General features: G+C 66.3%; 11 protein-coding genes and 1 tRNA gene. 8 read left to right on the top strand and 4 right to left on the bottom strand.

Annotation, left to right across the window (positions count from 1 at the left end; translation table 11 throughout):
* Nucleotides 1-68: 68 nt before the first annotated feature.
* From ACRVY7_RS22510 to ACRVY7_RS22500, 3 genes are read right to left on the bottom strand one after another with little or no spacing between them, the layout of a single operon-like run.
* Entirely contained in the window at nucleotides 69-3,974 is a 3,906-nt protein-coding gene (locus ACRVY7_RS22510) for an ABC transporter ATP-binding protein (RefSeq protein WP_431818703.1), read from the bottom strand.
* Entirely contained in the window at nucleotides 3,971-4,711 is a 741-nt protein-coding gene (locus ACRVY7_RS22505; RefSeq protein WP_064869974.1) for a hypothetical protein, read from the bottom strand. The genes ACRVY7_RS22510 and ACRVY7_RS22505 overlap by 4 nt, the downstream gene beginning before the upstream one ends.
* Nucleotides 4,708-5,835 carry a glutathione S-transferase family protein gene (locus ACRVY7_RS22500; RefSeq protein ID WP_431818702.1) on the bottom strand — a complete coding sequence of 376 codons (1,128 nt, stop codon included), beginning with the start codon at nucleotides 5,833-5,835 and terminating at the stop codon, nucleotides 4,708-4,710. The genes ACRVY7_RS22505 and ACRVY7_RS22500 overlap by 4 nt, the downstream gene beginning before the upstream one ends.
* Before the next feature lie 97 nt (nucleotides 5,836-5,932).
* Here ACRVY7_RS22500 and ACRVY7_RS22495 point away from each other — a divergent pair, with 97 nt between their 5' ends.
* The 5 genes from ACRVY7_RS22495 to ACRVY7_RS22475 all read left to right on the top strand — a co-directional run bounded on the left by ACRVY7_RS22495 (nucleotide 5,933) and on the right by ACRVY7_RS22475 (nucleotide 12,670).
* Nucleotides 5,933-6,622, top strand: a complete 690-nt coding sequence (locus tag ACRVY7_RS22495; RefSeq protein ID WP_431818701.1) for a PadR family transcriptional regulator — start codon at nucleotides 5,933-5,935, stop codon at nucleotides 6,620-6,622.
* The gene (locus ACRVY7_RS22490) at nucleotides 6,619-8,154 is read left to right on the top strand and encodes an MFS transporter (RefSeq protein WP_431818700.1); all 1,536 of its coding nucleotides are present in this window, start codon (nucleotides 6,619-6,621) and stop codon (nucleotides 8,152-8,154) included. Before ACRVY7_RS22495 ends, ACRVY7_RS22490 begins: the two co-directional genes overlap by 4 nt.
* 65 nt (nucleotides 8,155-8,219) lie before the next feature.
* On the top strand, nucleotides 8,220-9,431 hold the full coding sequence (locus ACRVY7_RS22485) for an exonuclease SbcCD subunit D (protein WP_431818699.1): 1,212 nt from the start codon (nucleotides 8,220-8,222) through the stop codon (nucleotides 9,429-9,431).
* Entirely contained in the window at nucleotides 9,428-12,409 is a 2,982-nt protein-coding gene (locus tag ACRVY7_RS22480; RefSeq protein WP_431818698.1) for an AAA family ATPase, read from the top strand. The genes ACRVY7_RS22485 and ACRVY7_RS22480 overlap by 4 nt, the downstream gene beginning before the upstream one ends.
* Nucleotides 12,410-12,597: 188 nt before the next feature.
* Nucleotides 12,598-12,670: transfer RNA gene (locus tag ACRVY7_RS22475), tRNA-Arg, on the top strand.
* Nucleotides 12,671-12,720: 50 nt separating this feature from the next.
* Here the strand turns inward: ACRVY7_RS22475 and ACRVY7_RS22470 are convergent.
* Nucleotides 12,721-13,104 (bottom strand): cupin domain-containing protein, encoded by a 384-nt coding sequence (locus ACRVY7_RS22470; RefSeq protein ID WP_331436524.1) that lies wholly within the window; start codon nucleotides 13,102-13,104, stop codon nucleotides 12,721-12,723.
* 69 nt (nucleotides 13,105-13,173) lie between these two features.
* On the opposite strand from ACRVY7_RS22470, the gene ACRVY7_RS22465 reads away from it, so the two are divergent.
* From ACRVY7_RS22465 to lysA, 3 genes are all read left to right on the top strand, one after another.
* Entirely contained in the window at nucleotides 13,174-14,067 is an 894-nt protein-coding gene (locus tag ACRVY7_RS22465) for a class II glutamine amidotransferase (RefSeq protein ID WP_331436525.1), read from the top strand.
* 82 nt (nucleotides 14,068-14,149) lie between these two features.
* Nucleotides 14,150-15,802, top strand: coding sequence for an arginine--tRNA ligase (argS, locus tag ACRVY7_RS22460; protein WP_431818697.1), 1,653 nt, complete (start codon nucleotides 14,150-14,152; stop codon nucleotides 15,800-15,802).
* Nucleotides 15,799-17,217, top strand: coding sequence for a diaminopimelate decarboxylase (gene lysA, locus ACRVY7_RS22455; RefSeq protein ID WP_431818696.1), 1,419 nt, complete (start codon nucleotides 15,799-15,801; stop codon nucleotides 17,215-17,217). Before argS ends, lysA begins: the two co-directional genes overlap by 4 nt.
* The last annotated feature ends 21 nt before the right edge of the window (nucleotides 17,218-17,238 follow it).

Below are 17,238 nucleotides of genomic sequence, written 5' to 3'. Positions count from 1 at the left end.
TACCGACCGCGCCGACGTCACACCCCGTTGCGGCCCCGACCCGCAACCCTGGTGAGCAACGTCGATCGTCAGACGCGATCGTCGCCGTGAGCAGGCTCGATACCGTCGACGTCCGGATCGACACCTGCATCCCAGAACGCGCGGTACCTTCCACCCAACGACAGCAACTCGTCGTGTGTTCCCAACTCGACGACCCGCCCGTTGTCGACGACGGCGATCCGATCGGCGCGCGCCGCGGTCGCGAGGCGGTGGGCGACGATCACCGAGGTGCGTCGACGTGTGACGGTTTCGCCCGCCGCGAGCACCAGCGCTTCGGTCGCTTGGTCGAGTGTCGCGGTCGCTTCGTCGAGAAGCAGGAGGTCGGGGTCGACCAGTTCGGCCCGCGCGAGCGCGATGAGCTGACGTTGGCCCGACGACAATCCGCCGCCGCGTTCGCCGACCTGGTGGCGCATCCCGCCGTCGAGTCCGGCGATGACATCGGTGGCGCCGACGGCGAGTGCAGCGGCCGCGATCTGTGTCCGATCCGCATCGGGTCGGCCGTAGGCGATGTTCTCGGCCACGCTCCCGGTGAACAGGTGCGGTTCCTGGGGTACGAGGCCGATCCGATGTCGGTAGTCGAGCAGTCCGAAGTCGCGGATGTCGGTCCCATCGATGCGGACCTCGCCGCTGGTGGGGTCGTAGAAGCGGGCGAGCAGTTTGACGACCGTCGATTTGCCCGCCCCCGTGCGTCCCACGAGCGCCAGTGATGAGCCTGCCGGGATGGTCAGTTCGACGTCGCGCAGCGCGTCGTCGTGAGCGCCGGTGTACCGGAACCCGACGTCGTCGAGTTCGATATCGCCGTCGAAACCGTTGGCGGGCACCGGTATCCGATCCTCGCGTGATTCGAGCGAGCTGCGTGTGCGGAGGAGGTCCGCGATGCGTCGAAGCCCCACGACTGCCTGCTGATAGCCGTCGAAGACCTGCGAGAGCTGCTGCACCGGACCGAAGAGCAATGCGAGATAGAGAATGAAGGCGACAAGTGTGCCCGCCTGCATCGTTCCGGTCGAGATGCGATGTGCGCCGACGGCGATCGCCACGGCCGCCGCGACGTCGGACATCAGCGTGATGAACGGGAAGTACACGGAGATGGCCCGTTGTGAACGCATTCGTGCGCGCACCCATTCGACGGTGCGATCGGTGAAGCGGGTCATGGCGATGTCGCTGTTGCGGTAGGTCTGTGTGGTTCTGATCCCCGCGATGTTCTCTTGGAAGTCGGCGTTGACGACGCTCACCAGTTCCCGCGAGCGCGTGTACGCCTCCGCGGCAACCCGTCGGAACGCGATGGTCGCGGCGATCATGATCGGAAAGACGGGCAGGATGATCAGTCCGAGTTCGATATCGGTGAGCAGCAGCGCGACGGTGACTCCGACGAGGGTCAACACGGCGACGATCGCCGAGGTCAGGCCCGTCTGCAGGAACGTCGACAACGCGTCGACGTCGGTGGTCATCCGCGTCATGATGCGGCCGGACAGTTCGCGCTCGTAGTAGTCGAGACCCAGTCGCTGCAGGTGCGCGTAGCTGCGCACCCGGAGGCCGAACAGGACGCGCTCGCCTGCGCGCGTCGATGTCAACGTCATCGCGGCGCCGACGATCCAGCCGAGCGCGACCAGTCCCACACCGAAGGCTGCGACCTCCCATAAGCGCGCTTCGTCCGCGCGGCCCGCGGCGTCGAGGACCGCGCGGGCCAACGACGGAAAGGCGAGTCCGATGAGCGTGTCCAGCGAGATGCAGACGATCGCGGTGATCAGCAGGAGGCGTACCGGCGAGAGGATGCCCCAGAGGCTGAACTCTCGGTTCTCGCGACGCACCGACGCGGTGTCGACCCGGGGATCCTCATCGGCGGGTGGCAGGGCGTCGACGGCCCGGAGCAACGCGGGCGTCGCCTGCATCGAACCGAGCGCGCTCGCCACACCGCCCCCGCGACCACTCGGTCCGCGACCGGGTGGCGCGGCGATGCGCGATATCGTCGACGCCGCGCTGTCGTCTGCGGGCGGCGCTCCCGGATCGACGGGCGGCCACAGCCGGGTCATGAGTGCGTCATCCACCACAGCAGGTGCCGCCACCCGAGGAGCAGTGTCGTGTAGCGCGGCCCGCGCAGTGGGCGCCTCGGGGACCACGCCGGTCATCAGAGCTCGGAAGCGCGGACTGCGCGCATCGAGTTCGGCGACGGTACCGATGTCGGTGATCCGCCCGTCGTCGAGCACGGCCACACGGTCGGCGAGCATCAGCGTCGACCGTCGATGCGCGAGGACGAGCATCGTCGGCCGTGAATCGCCGCCGCTGCGCAGGTCACGCAGGATGCGCGATTCGGTTGCGGCGTCTACGGCAGATGTCGCGTCGTCGAGCACGAGCACACGCGGGTCGGCATACAGTGCGCGGGCGAGCGCGATGCGTTGTCGTTGGCCGCCCGAGAGGGTCAGGCCCCGCTCGCCGACGATGGTGTCGAATCCGTCGGGCAGTGCCGAGATGAACTCGAGCGCGTCGGCGCGGGCCGCGGCGTCGACCAGGCGTGGGTGCGGTGCGCCATCGGGCAGCGTGCGTGCGTCGACGGGAACGCCGAGTGCGATGTTGGCGGCGATGGTGTCGGAGTAGAGGAACGGTTCGTCGAAGACGACGGCGACCGCGGAATGCAGACTGTCGGGGGAGAGCGTGGCGACATCGTGTGAGCCATCGGTCGAGACCAGTGACACCGTGCCGGCGGTCGGGGAGAGGTAGCGGCTGGTCAGTTCCGCGATGGTCGACTTTCCGGAGCCGGGTGGTCCGACGATCGCGACGCACTCGCCGGGAGCGATGTCGAGGTCGATCTCGTGCAGGACGGCCTTGTCGCCGAACGCGAAGTCGACGTCGTCGAAGCGAAGTCCGAGAGCGCCGTCGGGCAGTGTGCCGGTCTGTCGGTCGCCGGGGTCGGTGGGTTCGTCGATGACGTCGTAGACACGGTCGACGGCCGCGCGGGCCAACTGGCCACTGACCACGACGTTGGTCAGCAGGCGTGCCAGTGACGTCATGGTGGCGACGTAGGTCGCGAATGCGAGGAAGGTGCCCGCGGTGATGGTGCCGCGCAACGTCAGCCACCCGCCGAGAGCGATGACCGCGACCATGCCCAACTGGGGTATTGCCGCCATCGTCGGGGCAAACCGCGCGTTGATCTTGGCTGCGCGCAAGCGTTTTGAATAGAGGTCGCGCGCGAGGCCGACGAGTTCGTCGACGGCGCGCGACTCCTGACCGAATCCCTTGACCACCCGCACGCCGGTCACGGTCTCCTCGACGTGCTGTGCGACGTTGGCCGCAGATTGCTGCGCCGACCACGTGGCGGCGAAAAGCTTTCTGCGCGTGGTGAAGACGACGATTCCGACGACGGGAATGATACTCAACGCGACGACCGTCAGCAGCGGCGACAGATAGGCCATGATCCCGATCGCGATCACCACCTGAACCGCGGCACCCGCCGACAACGGGACAACGGCCAGCAGTCCCTGCACGATCTGCAGGTCCGAAATCGACCGCGAGACAACCTGTCCCGTGCTGATGCGTGACTGAGCGGCGCCGTCGAGATGCAGCAAAGTGTGCATCAGGCGCAGCCGCAACGCATTCTGCACGCTGATCGACAGTTGTCCCGCGGTGAGCCTGCGCCCGAACTGACAGGCGTAACGCACGACCGCCAACACGAGCAGCGCCGCGACGATCACCGAGATCGTCGCGCCGCCGCGTTGCGCTCCGGTCGCGTGATCAATCGCAGCCTTGGCCAGCAGGGGCGCGACGAGGTCGACGGCAACGGCAACCAGGGTCACCGCAAGAGTGACGACCACCAATCTGCGATGTCGCCAGCATTCAGTGGAGAGTCGACGAATCCAGCCGGTGTGCTGCGCGGGAGTCGGATTGTTGGTGGGTGGGGCATCTCGGATCGGGGCCGGGCTGTCCGTGAGGGAGCCGGTCACCGATCCCCGGCGGGCAGGCCGGGTTCGGTGACGACGCTCCCGTCGACGACATCGCCATGCCACGACTTCGGCGCCGGACCGAACGCCTCGCGTGCGTTGACGACGACGCGACGTCCGAGTGCGCGGTTTCCGGCACCGCCGACAACGGCTCCGATACCTGCAGGCATCAGCTTCCCGAAGATGAGCGGCGCGCGCTTGATCGCATACTTCTTGACGATCTTGTTCATCAAAGTGGTGTTCAGTTTCCCGAGGCCACCACCGGGGATGGCTGCGGTTCCGAGTCGACGCAGTGCGCCACCTCGGGTGCCGATGAGGCGGCCGAGCGCTGCGACGCCCTCCTCACCGAGAGCCACCGCCAGGACGAGCGTCTTTCGTCGTTCGGACTGCTCGACGCCGATGCCGTGTACCTCGGCGACGGCCAGTGCGAACAACGCCGAGGCTTCGAGGAACAGGGCGGTCTCGCCCGTCATCGCGGTCAGCGCCGTCATGGTGCCGACCCCGGGGATCGCCGCGGTTGCGCCGACCGCGCTACCCGTACCCATGACGGTCCGCAGGAACTGCTTCTCCAGCCTCCGGATGATCTGCTCCGGCGACTCGTCTGGATGCGCCTTACGCAGCGCGTCCACGTACTTCTTGACCGCCGGAGCCTGGAGGCGCTGGGCCTTGTCCAGCAGGCCCCCGGTCACCTCGACCGCCTTCGCGGGAGGCTTCTGTTCGGTTCGTTTGGCTTCGGTCATGGCAGTGGTACCCAATCCTGTTCTGGCACGACCTCATTCGGCCGCGGTGGGGGTGGTGGCGTTCCGTCTCCGAAGGGCCTGCCCCCGAGCTCGTCGCGATGGTGAGGAGTGAGCCAATTCCTCAGGTCCGGGCCGTCGGGCACGATCCCGGTGGGATTGATGTCGCGGTGGACCAGGTAGTAGTGCTGCTTGATCTGTGTGAAGTCGACGGTGTCGCCGAAACCCGGAGTCTGGAAGAGATCTCGCGCGTACGCCCACAACACAGGCATCTCCGACAGTTTGCTCCGATTGCACTTGAAATGCCCGTGATAGACCGGATCGAATCGCGCAAGCGTCGTGAACAGCCGGACGTCTGCCTCGGTGATGGTGTCGCCCACCAGGTAACGCTGCGATGCCAGGCGTTCGGTCAGTTCGTCGAGTTTGGTGAAGAGCCGGTCGTATGCCTTGTCGTACGCGTCCTGACTGCCGGCGAATCCGCAGCGGTACACGCCGTTGTTGACCTCGGTGTAGACACCCTTGCTGACGGATTCGATCTCGTCGCGTAGGTGCTCGGGGTAGAGGTCGGGCGCCCCCTCGCGGTGATAGTCGGACCACTCGACCTCGAAGTCGACGGTGATCTGCTTGAAGTCGTTGGTCACGACCTCACCGCTGGGGACGTCGACGATCGCCGGGACGGTGATGCCCTTCGGATAACCGGGGAACCGCTTCTCGTACGCATCCTTGAGACGTGGAATCTTCAGGACAGGGTCGACGCCGCCGGGGTCGAGGTCGAACGTCCACGAGTCCTTGTCATGAGTGGGACCGCACAGCCCCAACGAGATCGCATCCTCGAGACCGAGGAGTCGTCGAACGATCAGCGTGCGGTTGGCCCACGGGCACGCGCGCGCCGCCACAAGTCGATACCGGCCTGCCTCGACCGGATAGCCGTCGCGACCATCGCGCGTGATGCGGGTCTCGATGTACTGCGTGTCGCGGACGAACTCCTGTCCGCTGGTGACATAGGACGCCTGCGTGCCTGACTGTGCTTCTTTGCCTGACTGGGCTTGTGTGCCTGACTGGGCTTGTGTGCCTGACTGGGCTTGTGTGCCTGACTGGGCTTGTGTGCCTGACTGGGCGGGACTCATGACTCCACAGTAGTGATCGCCACCGACGGTTGGCACCCGCTATTCGGCGCGGTATATTCCACCCGGAATATTTGGCAGCGAGAGAGGGGGCCACGCCGTGACCGCTGAGCGACCGTTGGCTCCGCAGGCGATCCTGGTGCTCGGCCTGGTTGCCGAACGGCCGATGCACCCGTACGAGATGTTCCAGACCACGATCGAGCGCGAAGAAGACCGCCTCACCAAGATTCGTCCCGGCACGCTCTATCACACCGTCGACCGCCTGGCCGCCGGCGGACTCATCGAGGTCGTCGAGGTCCGTCAGGAGGGCAACCGACCGCAGCGGACCGTTTACGCGATCACCGAAGCGGGCAGGGCCGCGCTCGCTGGGAGCCTCGAGGCGATTCTCGAACGTCACCCCGTCGAATATCCCGAGCTCTACCTCGCCTTGTCCGAGGCACATTCGTTGCCGCGACAGCGGGTCGTCGAACTGCTCGAACGACGTATCGATGCGATGCGCGCCGATCGTCAACGGGTCGAGGTGGCGGCAGAGGCAGCGCATGCACGCGGAGCGGTCGAGATGTTCTATCTCGACGTCGGGTGCCGCCTGGCAACTCTGCAAACGCAGATCGATTGGCTTGTCGATCTCGTCGGGCGTCTGCGTCACAACGACATCGAGTGGATCGACGACCCCGGCTCGACGTGGCGCACAAAGCACACCACCACGCCGGCACCACCTCAATCCTCCCCAGCACAGAACTCGTCCCCAGCACAGGATTCGTCCACACCTCAGAAAGTGCAGAACTCATGACCGCTCCGGCATTCAAGTCGGTGACCAACCGACCGTGGCTTTCGCTCATGTCCCTGTGCGTCGGCTTCTTCATGATCCTCGTCGACATGACGATCGTCGCCGTCGCACAGCCGCAGATCCGTGCGGCGCTCGATACCGATGTCAACGGCATCGTCTGGGTGACCAGCGCGTATCTGTTGACCTACGCTGTGCCGCTGCTGATCACGGGCAGGCTGGGCGACAAGTACGGACCCAAGACCGTCTACCAGGTGGGCTTAGTGGTGTTCACCGCCGCGAGCGTCTGGTGCGGGTTCTCCGGCTCGATCGGCGAACTGATCGCAGCTCGCGGACTGCAGGGCGTCGGAGCCGCGCTCATCACACCGCAGACGATGGCCATGATCACGCGCATCTTCCCGCCCGAAAAGCGTGGTGCCGCAATGGGTGTCTGGGGCACCGTCGCCGGTGTGGCAACGCTGGTCGGCCCGCTGCTCGGCGGCGTGCTGACCGACAACCTCGGCTGGGAGTGGATCTTCTTCGTCAACCTCCCCGTCGGCATCGTCGGTCTGATCCTCGCGGCCGTGCTCGTGCCCGAGGTCGAGAAGCACGACCACTCCTTCGACTGGGTCGGAGTCGTACTGTCGGCAATCGGTCTGTCCGCCTTGGTGTTCGGTATCCAAGACGGTGAGAAGTACGACTGGGCGCCGTGGATCTGGGCGCTCATCATCGTGGGCGTCGTCGTGTTCGCGCTGTTCATCTTCTGGGAGTCGCGAGTCAAGACCGAACCGCTCGTTCCGCTCTCGTTGTTCCGTCAGCGCAATTTCTCGTTGTCCAACATCGGTATCGCCTCGATGGGCTTCGCGATCTCCGGTCAGATGATTCCGGCCATGTTCTTCCTGCAGCTCGTCGGTGGCATGACGCCCACGCAATCGGCGTTGGTCATGGTGCCGATGGCGATCTTCACCGGCATCCTCGCACCGATTGTCGGGCGAGTTCTCGACCGCGTGCATCCCAGCCTGATCATCTCCACGGGTCTGTTCCTGGCATCGATCTCGCTGTTCTGGATGGGCAGCATCGCGCGGTCGGCGACCCCTGTGTGGCAACTGATCCTGCCGCTGGCGCTGATGGGCATCGCGTCTGCGGGTATCTGGGCGCCGCTCGCGGCGACCGCAACCCGCGACCTTCCCTGGTACCAGGCAGGTGCGGGAGCAGGCGTCTACAACACCACGCGAATGATCGGCTCGGTGATCGGCGCGGCTGCTGTCGGCGCACTGATGCAGACGAGACTGGCCGCAAACCTGCCCGGCATGGACACCGCGTCGAACAACGACAGCGCCAAGCAGTTGCCGATCGAGGTCTTCGGTCACCCCGTCCGTGAGCCGTTCGCGCTCGCAATGGGCCAGACCCTCTATCTGCCCGCGTCGGCATTGCTGATCGGCGTCGTCGCAACGCTCTTCCTCAAGCGGCCGGCGACGCAGCGTTCGTATCCGCCTGCGGCAGAAGCCAAGGCCGCAGTGACTGCCGAAGGTGCGGTGGAAGAGGCCGGGGCAGCGTGACGGCATCCGGGGCGGGCTGACGCGCCTCCCCGGATCTGTCGGTGGCAGATCGTACGGTGTTTCCCATGCGAATCCTGCACACCTCCGACTGGCATATCGGCCGAACCTTCCACGGCGCCGACCTGCTCGATGACCAGCGCGCGTCGCTGCGTCACCTCGCAGACGTCGTCGCCGCGGAATCGGTCGATGTCGTCGTCGTGGCGGGCGACGTGTTCGACAGGTCGGTGCCCTCGGCCGACGCCGTCCGCGTCTACGACGACGGCCTTGCCGCGATTGCGGCCGCCGGTGCCGCGATCGTCGTGACCTCCGGCAATCATGATTCGCCGACGCGACTGGGTGTCGGATCGAGCTTCGCCGCAGCCGGTGGTCTGCATCTGCGCACCTCGGTGGCGTCGATCGCCGACCCCATCGTCTTCTCCGACGAACACGGAGACGTGGCGATCTACGGAATCCCGTACCTCGAACCCGAGGTCACGCGAACCGAACTCGGCGTCGACGACGCGCGCGGACACTCCGACGTGCTCACTGCGGCCATGGAACGCATCCGTGCCGATCTCACCGCACGCGATGCGCGTTCGGTAGTCATCGCGCACGCGTTCGTCGTCGGTGGTCTCGCTATCGGATCCGAACGTTCGATCAGCGTCGGGGGAGTGGAAACCGTTGCAGCCGAAGTGTTCTCGGGGGTCGACTACGTCGCACTCGGCCACCTGCACTCGCCGCAGGAACTCACGCCGACAGTCCGCTACAGCGGGTCGCCGATCCCGTACTCGTTCGGCGAGAACACACACCACAAAGCCGTGTGGCTCGTCGACCTCGACGCCGACGGTGTATCCGACGTCCGGCGCCACGACCTGCCGATCGTGCGCGGTCTCACGTCGCTGCGGGGCACGCTCGACGAGTTGCTGACCGACGAGTCGCTGTCGATTGCCGAAGACCACTACGTCGAAGCGACGCTCACCGATGCGGTCCGCCCAGTCGACGCGATGCGTGCTCTGCGACAACGGTTTCCGCATGCCGTGCACGTGCAGTGGCAGCGTCCCGACGCCGAGAACAGCGTCGACTACCGCTCTCGGGTGCGCGGTCGCAGCGATGCGGAGATCATCACGTCCTTCGTCACCGATGTACGCGACAAGCCGACCACCCGTGAGCGGGCGCTTGTGGAAAGCGCGCTGCGCGCTGTCGTCGGCGAGCCGGAGCAGGTCGCATCCTGCGAACCGTTGGCGCTCTTCGAGATCGACGCGCCGGCAGACGGCCACCGGGTGGCAGAGTCGGCATGAGACTTCATCGGTTGCGCATGAGCGCATTCGGGCCGTTCGCCGACGATACGGCGATCGATTTCGACGCGCTCGGAGCCGACGGCCTGTTCCTGCTGCACGGACAGACGGGTGCAGGCAAGACGACGGTGCTCGACGCCGTCGCGTTCGCGCTCTTCGGCCGGGTGCCCGGCGCCCGGAACGAGGCCAAACGTCTGCATTCCGATCATGCTCCGGCAGAACAGGTTCCACAGGTCGAGGTCGAAGCGACGATCAACGGCCGCCGTTTCCGCATCATCCGTTCGCCCGAGTATCAGCGCCCCAAGAAGCGGGGGACGGGGACAACAAAGGTCCAGGCGAAGGCGACGCTCGAGTGGGTCGACGGGTCGGGGGTGGCACTCACCCGGTTGCCCGAGATCGGCGAGACCGTGAGCGAGCTCCTCGGCATGAGTGCCGAGCAGTTCTTCCAGGTCGTGCTCCTCCCGCAGGGCGACTTCTCGCGGTTCTTGCGCGCACCCAACGAAGAGCGAGAAGCGTTGTTGGAGAGACTTTTCGACACCGAGCGATTCGGCGATGTCGAGGAGTGGCTGCGCGAGCGCGCGCGAGAGAGTGCAGCGGCGCTCGACGCAAAGGCGGCGTCGATCGACCGCATCGCCGCACAGATCGGGGCCCTGGCCGACGTCGAGGCACCCATCGAGCCCGACATGGCCTGGGCGCAGAAATGCCTCGACGACGCCCGCGAGGCAGAACGTCGCGACGCCACGGCGTTGGCGGAGGCGCGCGACGTACTCGACGCCGCGCAGCAGTCATACGACCGCGGCAGAAAGATGATGCACGACAGGCAGCGTGGACTCGCCGCGCGCTCACGCATCGAACAACTCGACGCCGCCAAGCCCGAACTCGATGTCGCCGAGAAGGCACTCGCGGCTGCGCGTCGCGCGGCGCCGGTGGTCCCCGTGCTCGCCGATCACGAGCAGGCGATCGCCAACGCCCGCGCTGCCGATGCACTCCGTGCGGCAGCGGAATCGGCCGTGTCCAAGCATGCGGTGTCCGAAGATGTGGAGGCGGCGTGGGCGCGCGAGTGCGACGACACCGAGTTGGCCCGCGCGATCGACACCTGGGCGGCGGAGTCGGGTCGGCTCGAACCGCTGGTGCGCAGGGCACTCGAACGTCCCACGCTGATCGCTGCGATCGGCGCAGCTGAGGCCGAGGTCTCGGCGGCGGCCACCCGCACCGTCGAACTCGACGACGCGCTCGCGGCGCTGCCGGAGCAACGGACCGCAGCTATCGCTGCCCTGCACGATGCTCATGAGCATCGTGCCCGGATCGAGACGCTGCGCAATCAGCAGGCACAGCAGACGTCGATTCTCGAGGCCATCGATGAGCGCGACAAACTCGAGGTTGTCCTCAGTCGTGCCGAGCGCGCTGTCGCCGACGCACACTCGGCGCACAATGACGCACGGAGCAGACTGCTCGACCTTCGCGAACGTCGCCTTGCCGGGATGGCGGCCGAACTCGCGTCCCAACTCGTCGACGGGGAGCCGTGCACCGTCTGCGGCTCGCGCGAGCACCCCGCACCCACGACGAGCGATCCGGGCGATCATGTGGGCGACGCCGACGAGGCGGCGGCTGCTGACATCGAACAGCGGGCCTCCGCCGAGCTGACGCGTGCGCGCTCGTCGCTGGACACCTATCGCGAGCGAAAAGCCAATCTGGACAAGGTGATCGGTGATGCGGAGCGCGAATCCGTACGCTCCGATCGCGACGATACGGTCAAGCGCCTCACGCAAGCCGAACACGCCGCGGCGTCGGTCGACAAGCTGCAGCGCGTCGTCGACGAATTGGACGGGCGGACCAGCACATGGCAGGCCGAACGATCGCAGATTCAGGCGCGGCGGGCTGCGGCGTCCGTGCGTCTGGACTCCCTGCGTGGCGAACTCGAGTCGCTCGACGCGGAGGTCTCGACGGCAACCGGAGGCCGGGGCGATGTCAGCGGCCGCCGGGCTGAACTGGCCGAACTGTGTCGCTGCGCGACGGCTTTGCGAGATGCGCGTGCGGAGGTGCGCCGTGCCGGAGAGTGGGCGACACAGGCGGCGAGGCGCGCCGCGTCCGCGTGCGACGAAGCGCAGTTCGCCGACGAGACCGCGGTGCGAGCGGCGACGGCGACGGACGTGCAGATGGGGGTCTGGGAGTTGTCGCTGCGCAAGGCGCACGGCCTGAGAGTCGAGGCGCAGGGCACGTTGGACGATGACGACGTGCGTTCGGCGCTGGCGACCGAGCCCGTCGACCTGGCTCACCTCGAGACCACGCTCGAGGCGGTGCGCGCCCGCTGCGACGCCGCGTCCGGCGCTGCGGCCGTCTCCACGCGGCGATCGACCGGCCTGGCCGATCACGTCACCCTCTATTGGGAGGCGCTGACCGATTTCGAGCCGATTCGTCTGCGGCAGAGGGAGATCCACGATCTCGCCGAATTGGTGAGCGGACGAGGGCAGAACGCGAAGCGAATGACACTGCGCTCGTACGTCCTCGCGGCACGCCTCGAAGAAGTCTTGGTCGCGGCGTCGGATCGACTTCGGCAGATGTCCTCTGGCCGTTACGAATTCGCACACTCCGATGCCGGAGGGCCGCGGGGGCGTCGTGGCGGTCTCGGCATCGAGGTGCGTGACGAGTACACGGGTGTCACGCGTGCGGCGACAACCCTCTCGGGTGGCGAGACGTTCTTCGCGTCCCTGGCGCTGGCACTCGGACTCGCCGACGTCGTGTCGAGCGAAGCAGGCGGCCGTGTGCTGGACACGATGTTCATCGACGAGGGGTTCGGCACCCTCGACCCGGAGTCCCTCGACCTGGTGATGGGCGTGCTCGACGAATTGCGTTCGGGCGGCAGAGTTGTTGGCGTGGTCAGCCACGTCGACGAACTCCGTGCCCGTATTCCGTCGCAGTTGCACGTACTGCGCGGCGAATCCGGCTCCACCGTCACCGTCCGGACACTGGCCGCGCCGTAAATGTGTGTCGTATCGAAGGATGTGGGCGCTGCAGCACCCACATCCTTCGATATGACACACATCTAGAGCGCTCCGCCCCGCACGCCAGCCGGCCATCCCAGCGCCGACGGTCCGCCACGGTTCTGACACGCGTACCGACCGGGTTGGGATCTGTTGTCGCCGTGGGTTAGGCTTGCTGCGCCCGTTGAGCCCCCGTAGCTCAGGGGATAGAGCGTCTGCCTCCGGAGCAGAAGGCCGCAGGTTCGAATCCTGCCGGGGGCACAGTTATATTCTCGCGGCCTCCCATCGTGGGCATCGCTCCCCGGACAGGCCTAGCCCTCAGCCTTCGCCACGAAGCCCGACGCGGCGTCGTCGGCGAGGCCGACGTACAGGCGCCGCCACGGATCGTCGCCGATCAGCTCCCACTGGTGACCGCTGCCGTCGGTGTCCTCGGCAACAAGTACGACGCCGGGTTCGAGCCGAAAGCGCTCGCCGTCGCGGGTGATGAAGTCGAGGACTCCGGCAAGGGTGATCACGTACTGCCGCCGCGGCGCGGTGTGCCAGGCGAGCGACCCGCCCTCCGCTGTCTCCTGAAAAGCCGCCGTGGTCGTTGCTGTCTCGGACGACCGCAATGTGCCGGCGTCGAGAGAGATCGTGCCGTACTCGACGTGGGAGCGGCCGTCGTCGTCGTTGAAGAGTCGAATCGCCGAGATCATGCCATGAACTCTACGAGCTCGTCGCCGTGATTCCCGCGCGCAACGGCGCACCCTGTTAGCGTCGAAACCATGTGCCGCTGGCTTGCCTACGCTGGTTCTCCGATTCGTATCGAAGACCTTCTCACCAGGCCATCTCATTCGCTGGTCGATCAGAGCTTCGAGGCGCGGCAGCTGTACCTTCCCGGAGCGCCGATGACGTCGATGTTCCGCAACCACGCCTGGCCGACCAACGGCGACGGATTCGGTGTCGGATGGTGGGGTGATCGCAGCTTCCCGGGTCAATACCGCGACGTACGGCCCGCATGGAGTGACGCAAATCTGCATCGGCTGGCCGAACAGGTCTCCTCGCCGATGTTCCTCGCCCACGTCCGGGCTGCGCTGGGAGGCACGATCGATCGAGCGAACTGTCACCCATTCCAGTACGGGCGGTGGCTGTTTCAGTACAACGGCGAGATCGGCGACTTCTTCCGGCTCAAGCGCGACCTGACCCTCGACGTGGCGCCCGAGCTGTATCCGTTCATCGAGGGCAACGCCGACACCGAACTCTGCTTCTACCTCGCGTTGACCTACGGACTCGACACCGATCCCAAGGGTGCGTTGGCGCGCCTGGTCGGGCGTGTGGAGCAGGCGCGCACCGACAACGGCGTCGACGCCCCGTTCAGTGCCACGATCTGCGCCGCCAACGGCGAGGAGATCTACGCCGTGCGCTATTCGAGCAATCGGGCGTCGAACTCGCTCTATCACTCGGTGGGCACGATGCGATTGACCGCCGGCGACCGCGGGGGAGACATCGAACTCCCCGCTGACGGGCGCATCGTGGTGTCCGAACCGTTGGAACTCGAGTATCGCGATACCAAGTGGGTGGAGATTCCGGAGTGGTCGATCGTGACCGTTCGTTCGGGGGTTGAACCCACGATCGAGCCCTTCACTCCGACCGTGCTGCCTCACGAGCACGCCTCCTAGGGGCTTTCGGCTACCCGTACACCGACGTCAGCTACCAGGGGCGTTGTCGCCTCAAGAATGCAGGCCAATAGGATGGTGACCTGTGACTCCCGCCGACCTCGCTGCATTGCTGAGTGCCGTGACCCGGACCGTCGTGTCCGACCACGGACTCGACGCTTCTCTGGTGCCCGACTCCGTGGTCGTCGAGCGCCCGCGCCTCGCTGATCACGGCGACTACTCGACCAACGTCGCACTCCAGCTCGGCAAGAAGCTCGGCGTCAACCCGCGTGAGCTCGCCGGCTGGCTCGCCGACGCCTTCTCCGCGGCTGACGGAATCGACAAAGCCGAGGTCGCGGGCCCGGGATTCGTCAACATCTGGCTCGCAGCGGCAGCACAGAACAGCGTGATCGAGACCGTCCTCACCGACACCGTCGACTACGGCAGGGGCGACGAGTTCTCCGACAAGACCATCAACCTCGAGTTCGTCTCCGCCAACCCGACCGGCCCCATCCACCTCGGTGGCACCCGCTGGGCCGCCGTGGGCGACGCGCTCGGACGAGTGCTCGCCGCACGCGGGGCGAAGGTCACCCGCGAGTACTACTTCAACGACCACGGCTCGCAGATCGACAAGTTCGCACGGTCACTCGAAGCGTCGGCACTCGGTGAGCCGACGCCCGAGGACGGTTACGCGGGCGAGTACATCGTCGAGATCGCGAATCAGGTCGTCGAGGCGGTACCGGGCGTACTCGAGCAGCCGCAGGAGCAGCGTCGCGAGACCTTCCGCTCGGTGGGCGTCGAGCTGATGTTCGACCACATCAAGTCGAGCCTGCACGAGTTCGGAACCGACTTCGACGTGTTCACCCACGAGAACTCGATGTTCACCTCGGGCCTCGTGGAGGAGTGCATCGCCGAACTGCGCGCAAACGGAAACCTCTACGAATCCGACGGCGCGTGGTGGCTGCGCACGACGAACTTCGGCGACGACAAAGATCGCGTCGTCATCAAGAGCGACGGCGAGGCCGCCTACATCGCGGGCGACATCGCCTACTACCGCGACAAGCGCAACCGCGGTTTCAACCTGTGCATGTACATGCTCGGCGCCGACCACCACGGCTACATCAAGCGACTCAAGGCTGCGGCCGCGTCACTCGGGGACGATCCCGACACCGTCGAGGTACTCATCGGCCAGATGGTCAACCTCGTCCGCGACGGCAAGCCCGTGCGGATGAGCAAGCGTGCCGGCACCGTGATCACGCTCGACGATCTCGTCGACGCGGTCGGAGTCGACGCCGCGCGCTACGCTCTCATCCGCTCGTCGATCGACGTCAACATCGACATCGACCTCGACCTGCTGGCCAAGCAGTCCAACGACAACCCGGTGTACTACGTGCAGTACGCACACGCGCGGTTGTCGGCGATCGCTCGCAATGCCGACGAACTGGGCCTCAAGCCCCGACTCGAGCACCTCGATCTGCTCGACTCCGACACCGAGGGCGATCTGATCCGCACGATCGGCGACTTCGACGAGGTGGTGGCCACGGCGGCGCAACTGCGTGAGCCGCACCGCATTTCGCGCTACCTGGAGTCGCTCGCGGGTGCCTACCATCGGTTCTACGCCCACAATCGAGTGCTGCCACAGGGCGATGAGGAACCCGGTGACATCCACGGCGCGAGGCTCGCGCTGAGCGCGGCAACCCGTCAGGTGCTGCGCAACGGGCTCGATCTCATCGGCGTCAGCGCTCCGGAGCGGATGTGAACGCGCATCCGGCGGGACCCCGCCACGCCGAGACCCAAGCGGCACCGCAGTTGGCCCAGCAGCCGAACGACCCTGCCGCGGTGGCGCAGATCCCCGCAAACGTGTTCCCCCGCAATGCTGTTCGTGCCGAGTCCGGTGAGCTGACCATCGCGGGCGTCGGTGTAGGCGAGCTGGCCGAGACATTCGGCACCCCGCTGTTCGTGCTCGACGAGGATGATTTCCGCTCCCGCTGCCGCGACATGATGACCGCATTCGGGCCCTACGGACGTGTGCACTACGCGTCGAAGGCGTTCCTGTGCAGCGAGGTTGCGCGCTGGGTCGACCAGGAAGGTCTGTCACTCGACGTCTGTTCGGGTGGTGAGCTCGCGATCGCCCTTCACGCGGGCTTCCCGGCCGAGCGAATCGCGTTGCACGGCAACAACAAGAGCCTCGACGAACTCGACGCGGCACTCGAGGCCGGTGTCGGTCACATCGTGTTGGACTCGATGATGGAGATCGAGCGCCTCGACCGCTTGGCGGGCGAGCGTGGCGTTGTCGCCGACGTACTGATTCGCGTGACCGTCGGCGTGGAGGCTCACACGCACGAGTTCATCGCCACGGCGCACGAGGACCAGAAGTTCGGATTCGCGCTGTCGGGCGGCGTCGCCATGGAAGCGGTTCGACGCGTCTTCGCCACCGACAACCTGCGACTGGTGGGGCTGCACAGCCACATCGGCTCCCAGATCTTCGACATGGACGGTTTCGAGCTCGCGGCACATCGGGTGCTCGGATTGCTCCACGACGTCGTCGACGAGTTCGGCGTCGACAAGACCTCGCAGATGTCGATCGTGGATCTCGGTGGGGGACTGGGTATTTCGTACCTTCCCGACGAACGTCCGCTGCCCATCGCCGACGTCGCCGAGACACTCGCCGCCATCGTCCGCCGCGAATCGGAAGCGGTTGGCCTGCCGATGCCGACCATCGCCGTCGAACCCGGTCGCGCGATCGCGGGGCCGGGCACCATCACGCTCTACCGGGTCGGAACCATCAAAGACGTCGAACTCGGCGGCGGGTCGGTGCGACGCTACGTGTCCGTCGACGGCGGCATGAGCGACAACATCCGAACGGTGCTGTATCAGGCCGAGTACGACGTGCGGCTGGTCTCACGGGTGTCCGACGCCGACGCGGTGGTCAGCCGCGTCGTCGGAAAGCATTGTGAGAGTGGCGACATCGTCATCAAGGACTGCTGGCTACCCGGCGACCTCGAACCCGGCGATCTGATCGCAGTCGCGGCGACCGGTGCGTACTGCTATTCGATGTCGAGCCGATACAACATGGCGATGCGACCGGCCGTGGTCGCGGTGGCCGACGGTACGGCGAGGGTGATTCTTCGCCGCGAGACACTCGACGACTATCTGCGGCTGGAGGTGAGCTGAATGGGCAACGGTGCAGGACAA

Source organism: Gordonia jacobaea (genome assembly GCF_965344965.1).
Classification (GTDB): Bacteria; Actinomycetota; Actinomycetes; order Mycobacteriales; family Mycobacteriaceae; genus Gordonia; species Gordonia jacobaea.
This window is presented reverse-complemented; position numbering and strand designations above follow the sequence as displayed.

Coding starts and splice junctions, on each gene's coding strand:
- ACRVY7_RS22500 (WP_431818702.1), bottom strand. CDS start 5,835: ATGAGTCCCGCCCAGTCAGGCACACAAGCCCAGTCAGGCACACAAGCC.
- ACRVY7_RS22470 (WP_331436524.1), bottom strand. CDS start 13,104: ATGATCTCGGCGATTCGACTCTTCAACGACGACGACGGCCGCTCCCAC.
- ACRVY7_RS22485 (WP_431818699.1), top strand. CDS start 8,220: ATGCGAATCCTGCACACCTCCGACTGGCATATCGGCCGAACCTTCCAC.
- ACRVY7_RS22465 (WP_331436525.1), top strand. CDS start 13,174: ATGTGCCGCTGGCTTGCCTACGCTGGTTCTCCGATTCGTATCGAAGAC.
- ACRVY7_RS22505 (WP_064869974.1), bottom strand. CDS start 4,711: ATGACCGAAGCCAAACGAACCGAACAGAAGCCTCCCGCGAAGGCGGTC.
- ACRVY7_RS22490 (WP_431818700.1), top strand. CDS start 6,619: ATGACCGCTCCGGCATTCAAGTCGGTGACCAACCGACCGTGGCTTTCG.
- ACRVY7_RS22480 (WP_431818698.1), top strand. CDS start 9,428: ATGAGACTTCATCGGTTGCGCATGAGCGCATTCGGGCCGTTCGCCGAC.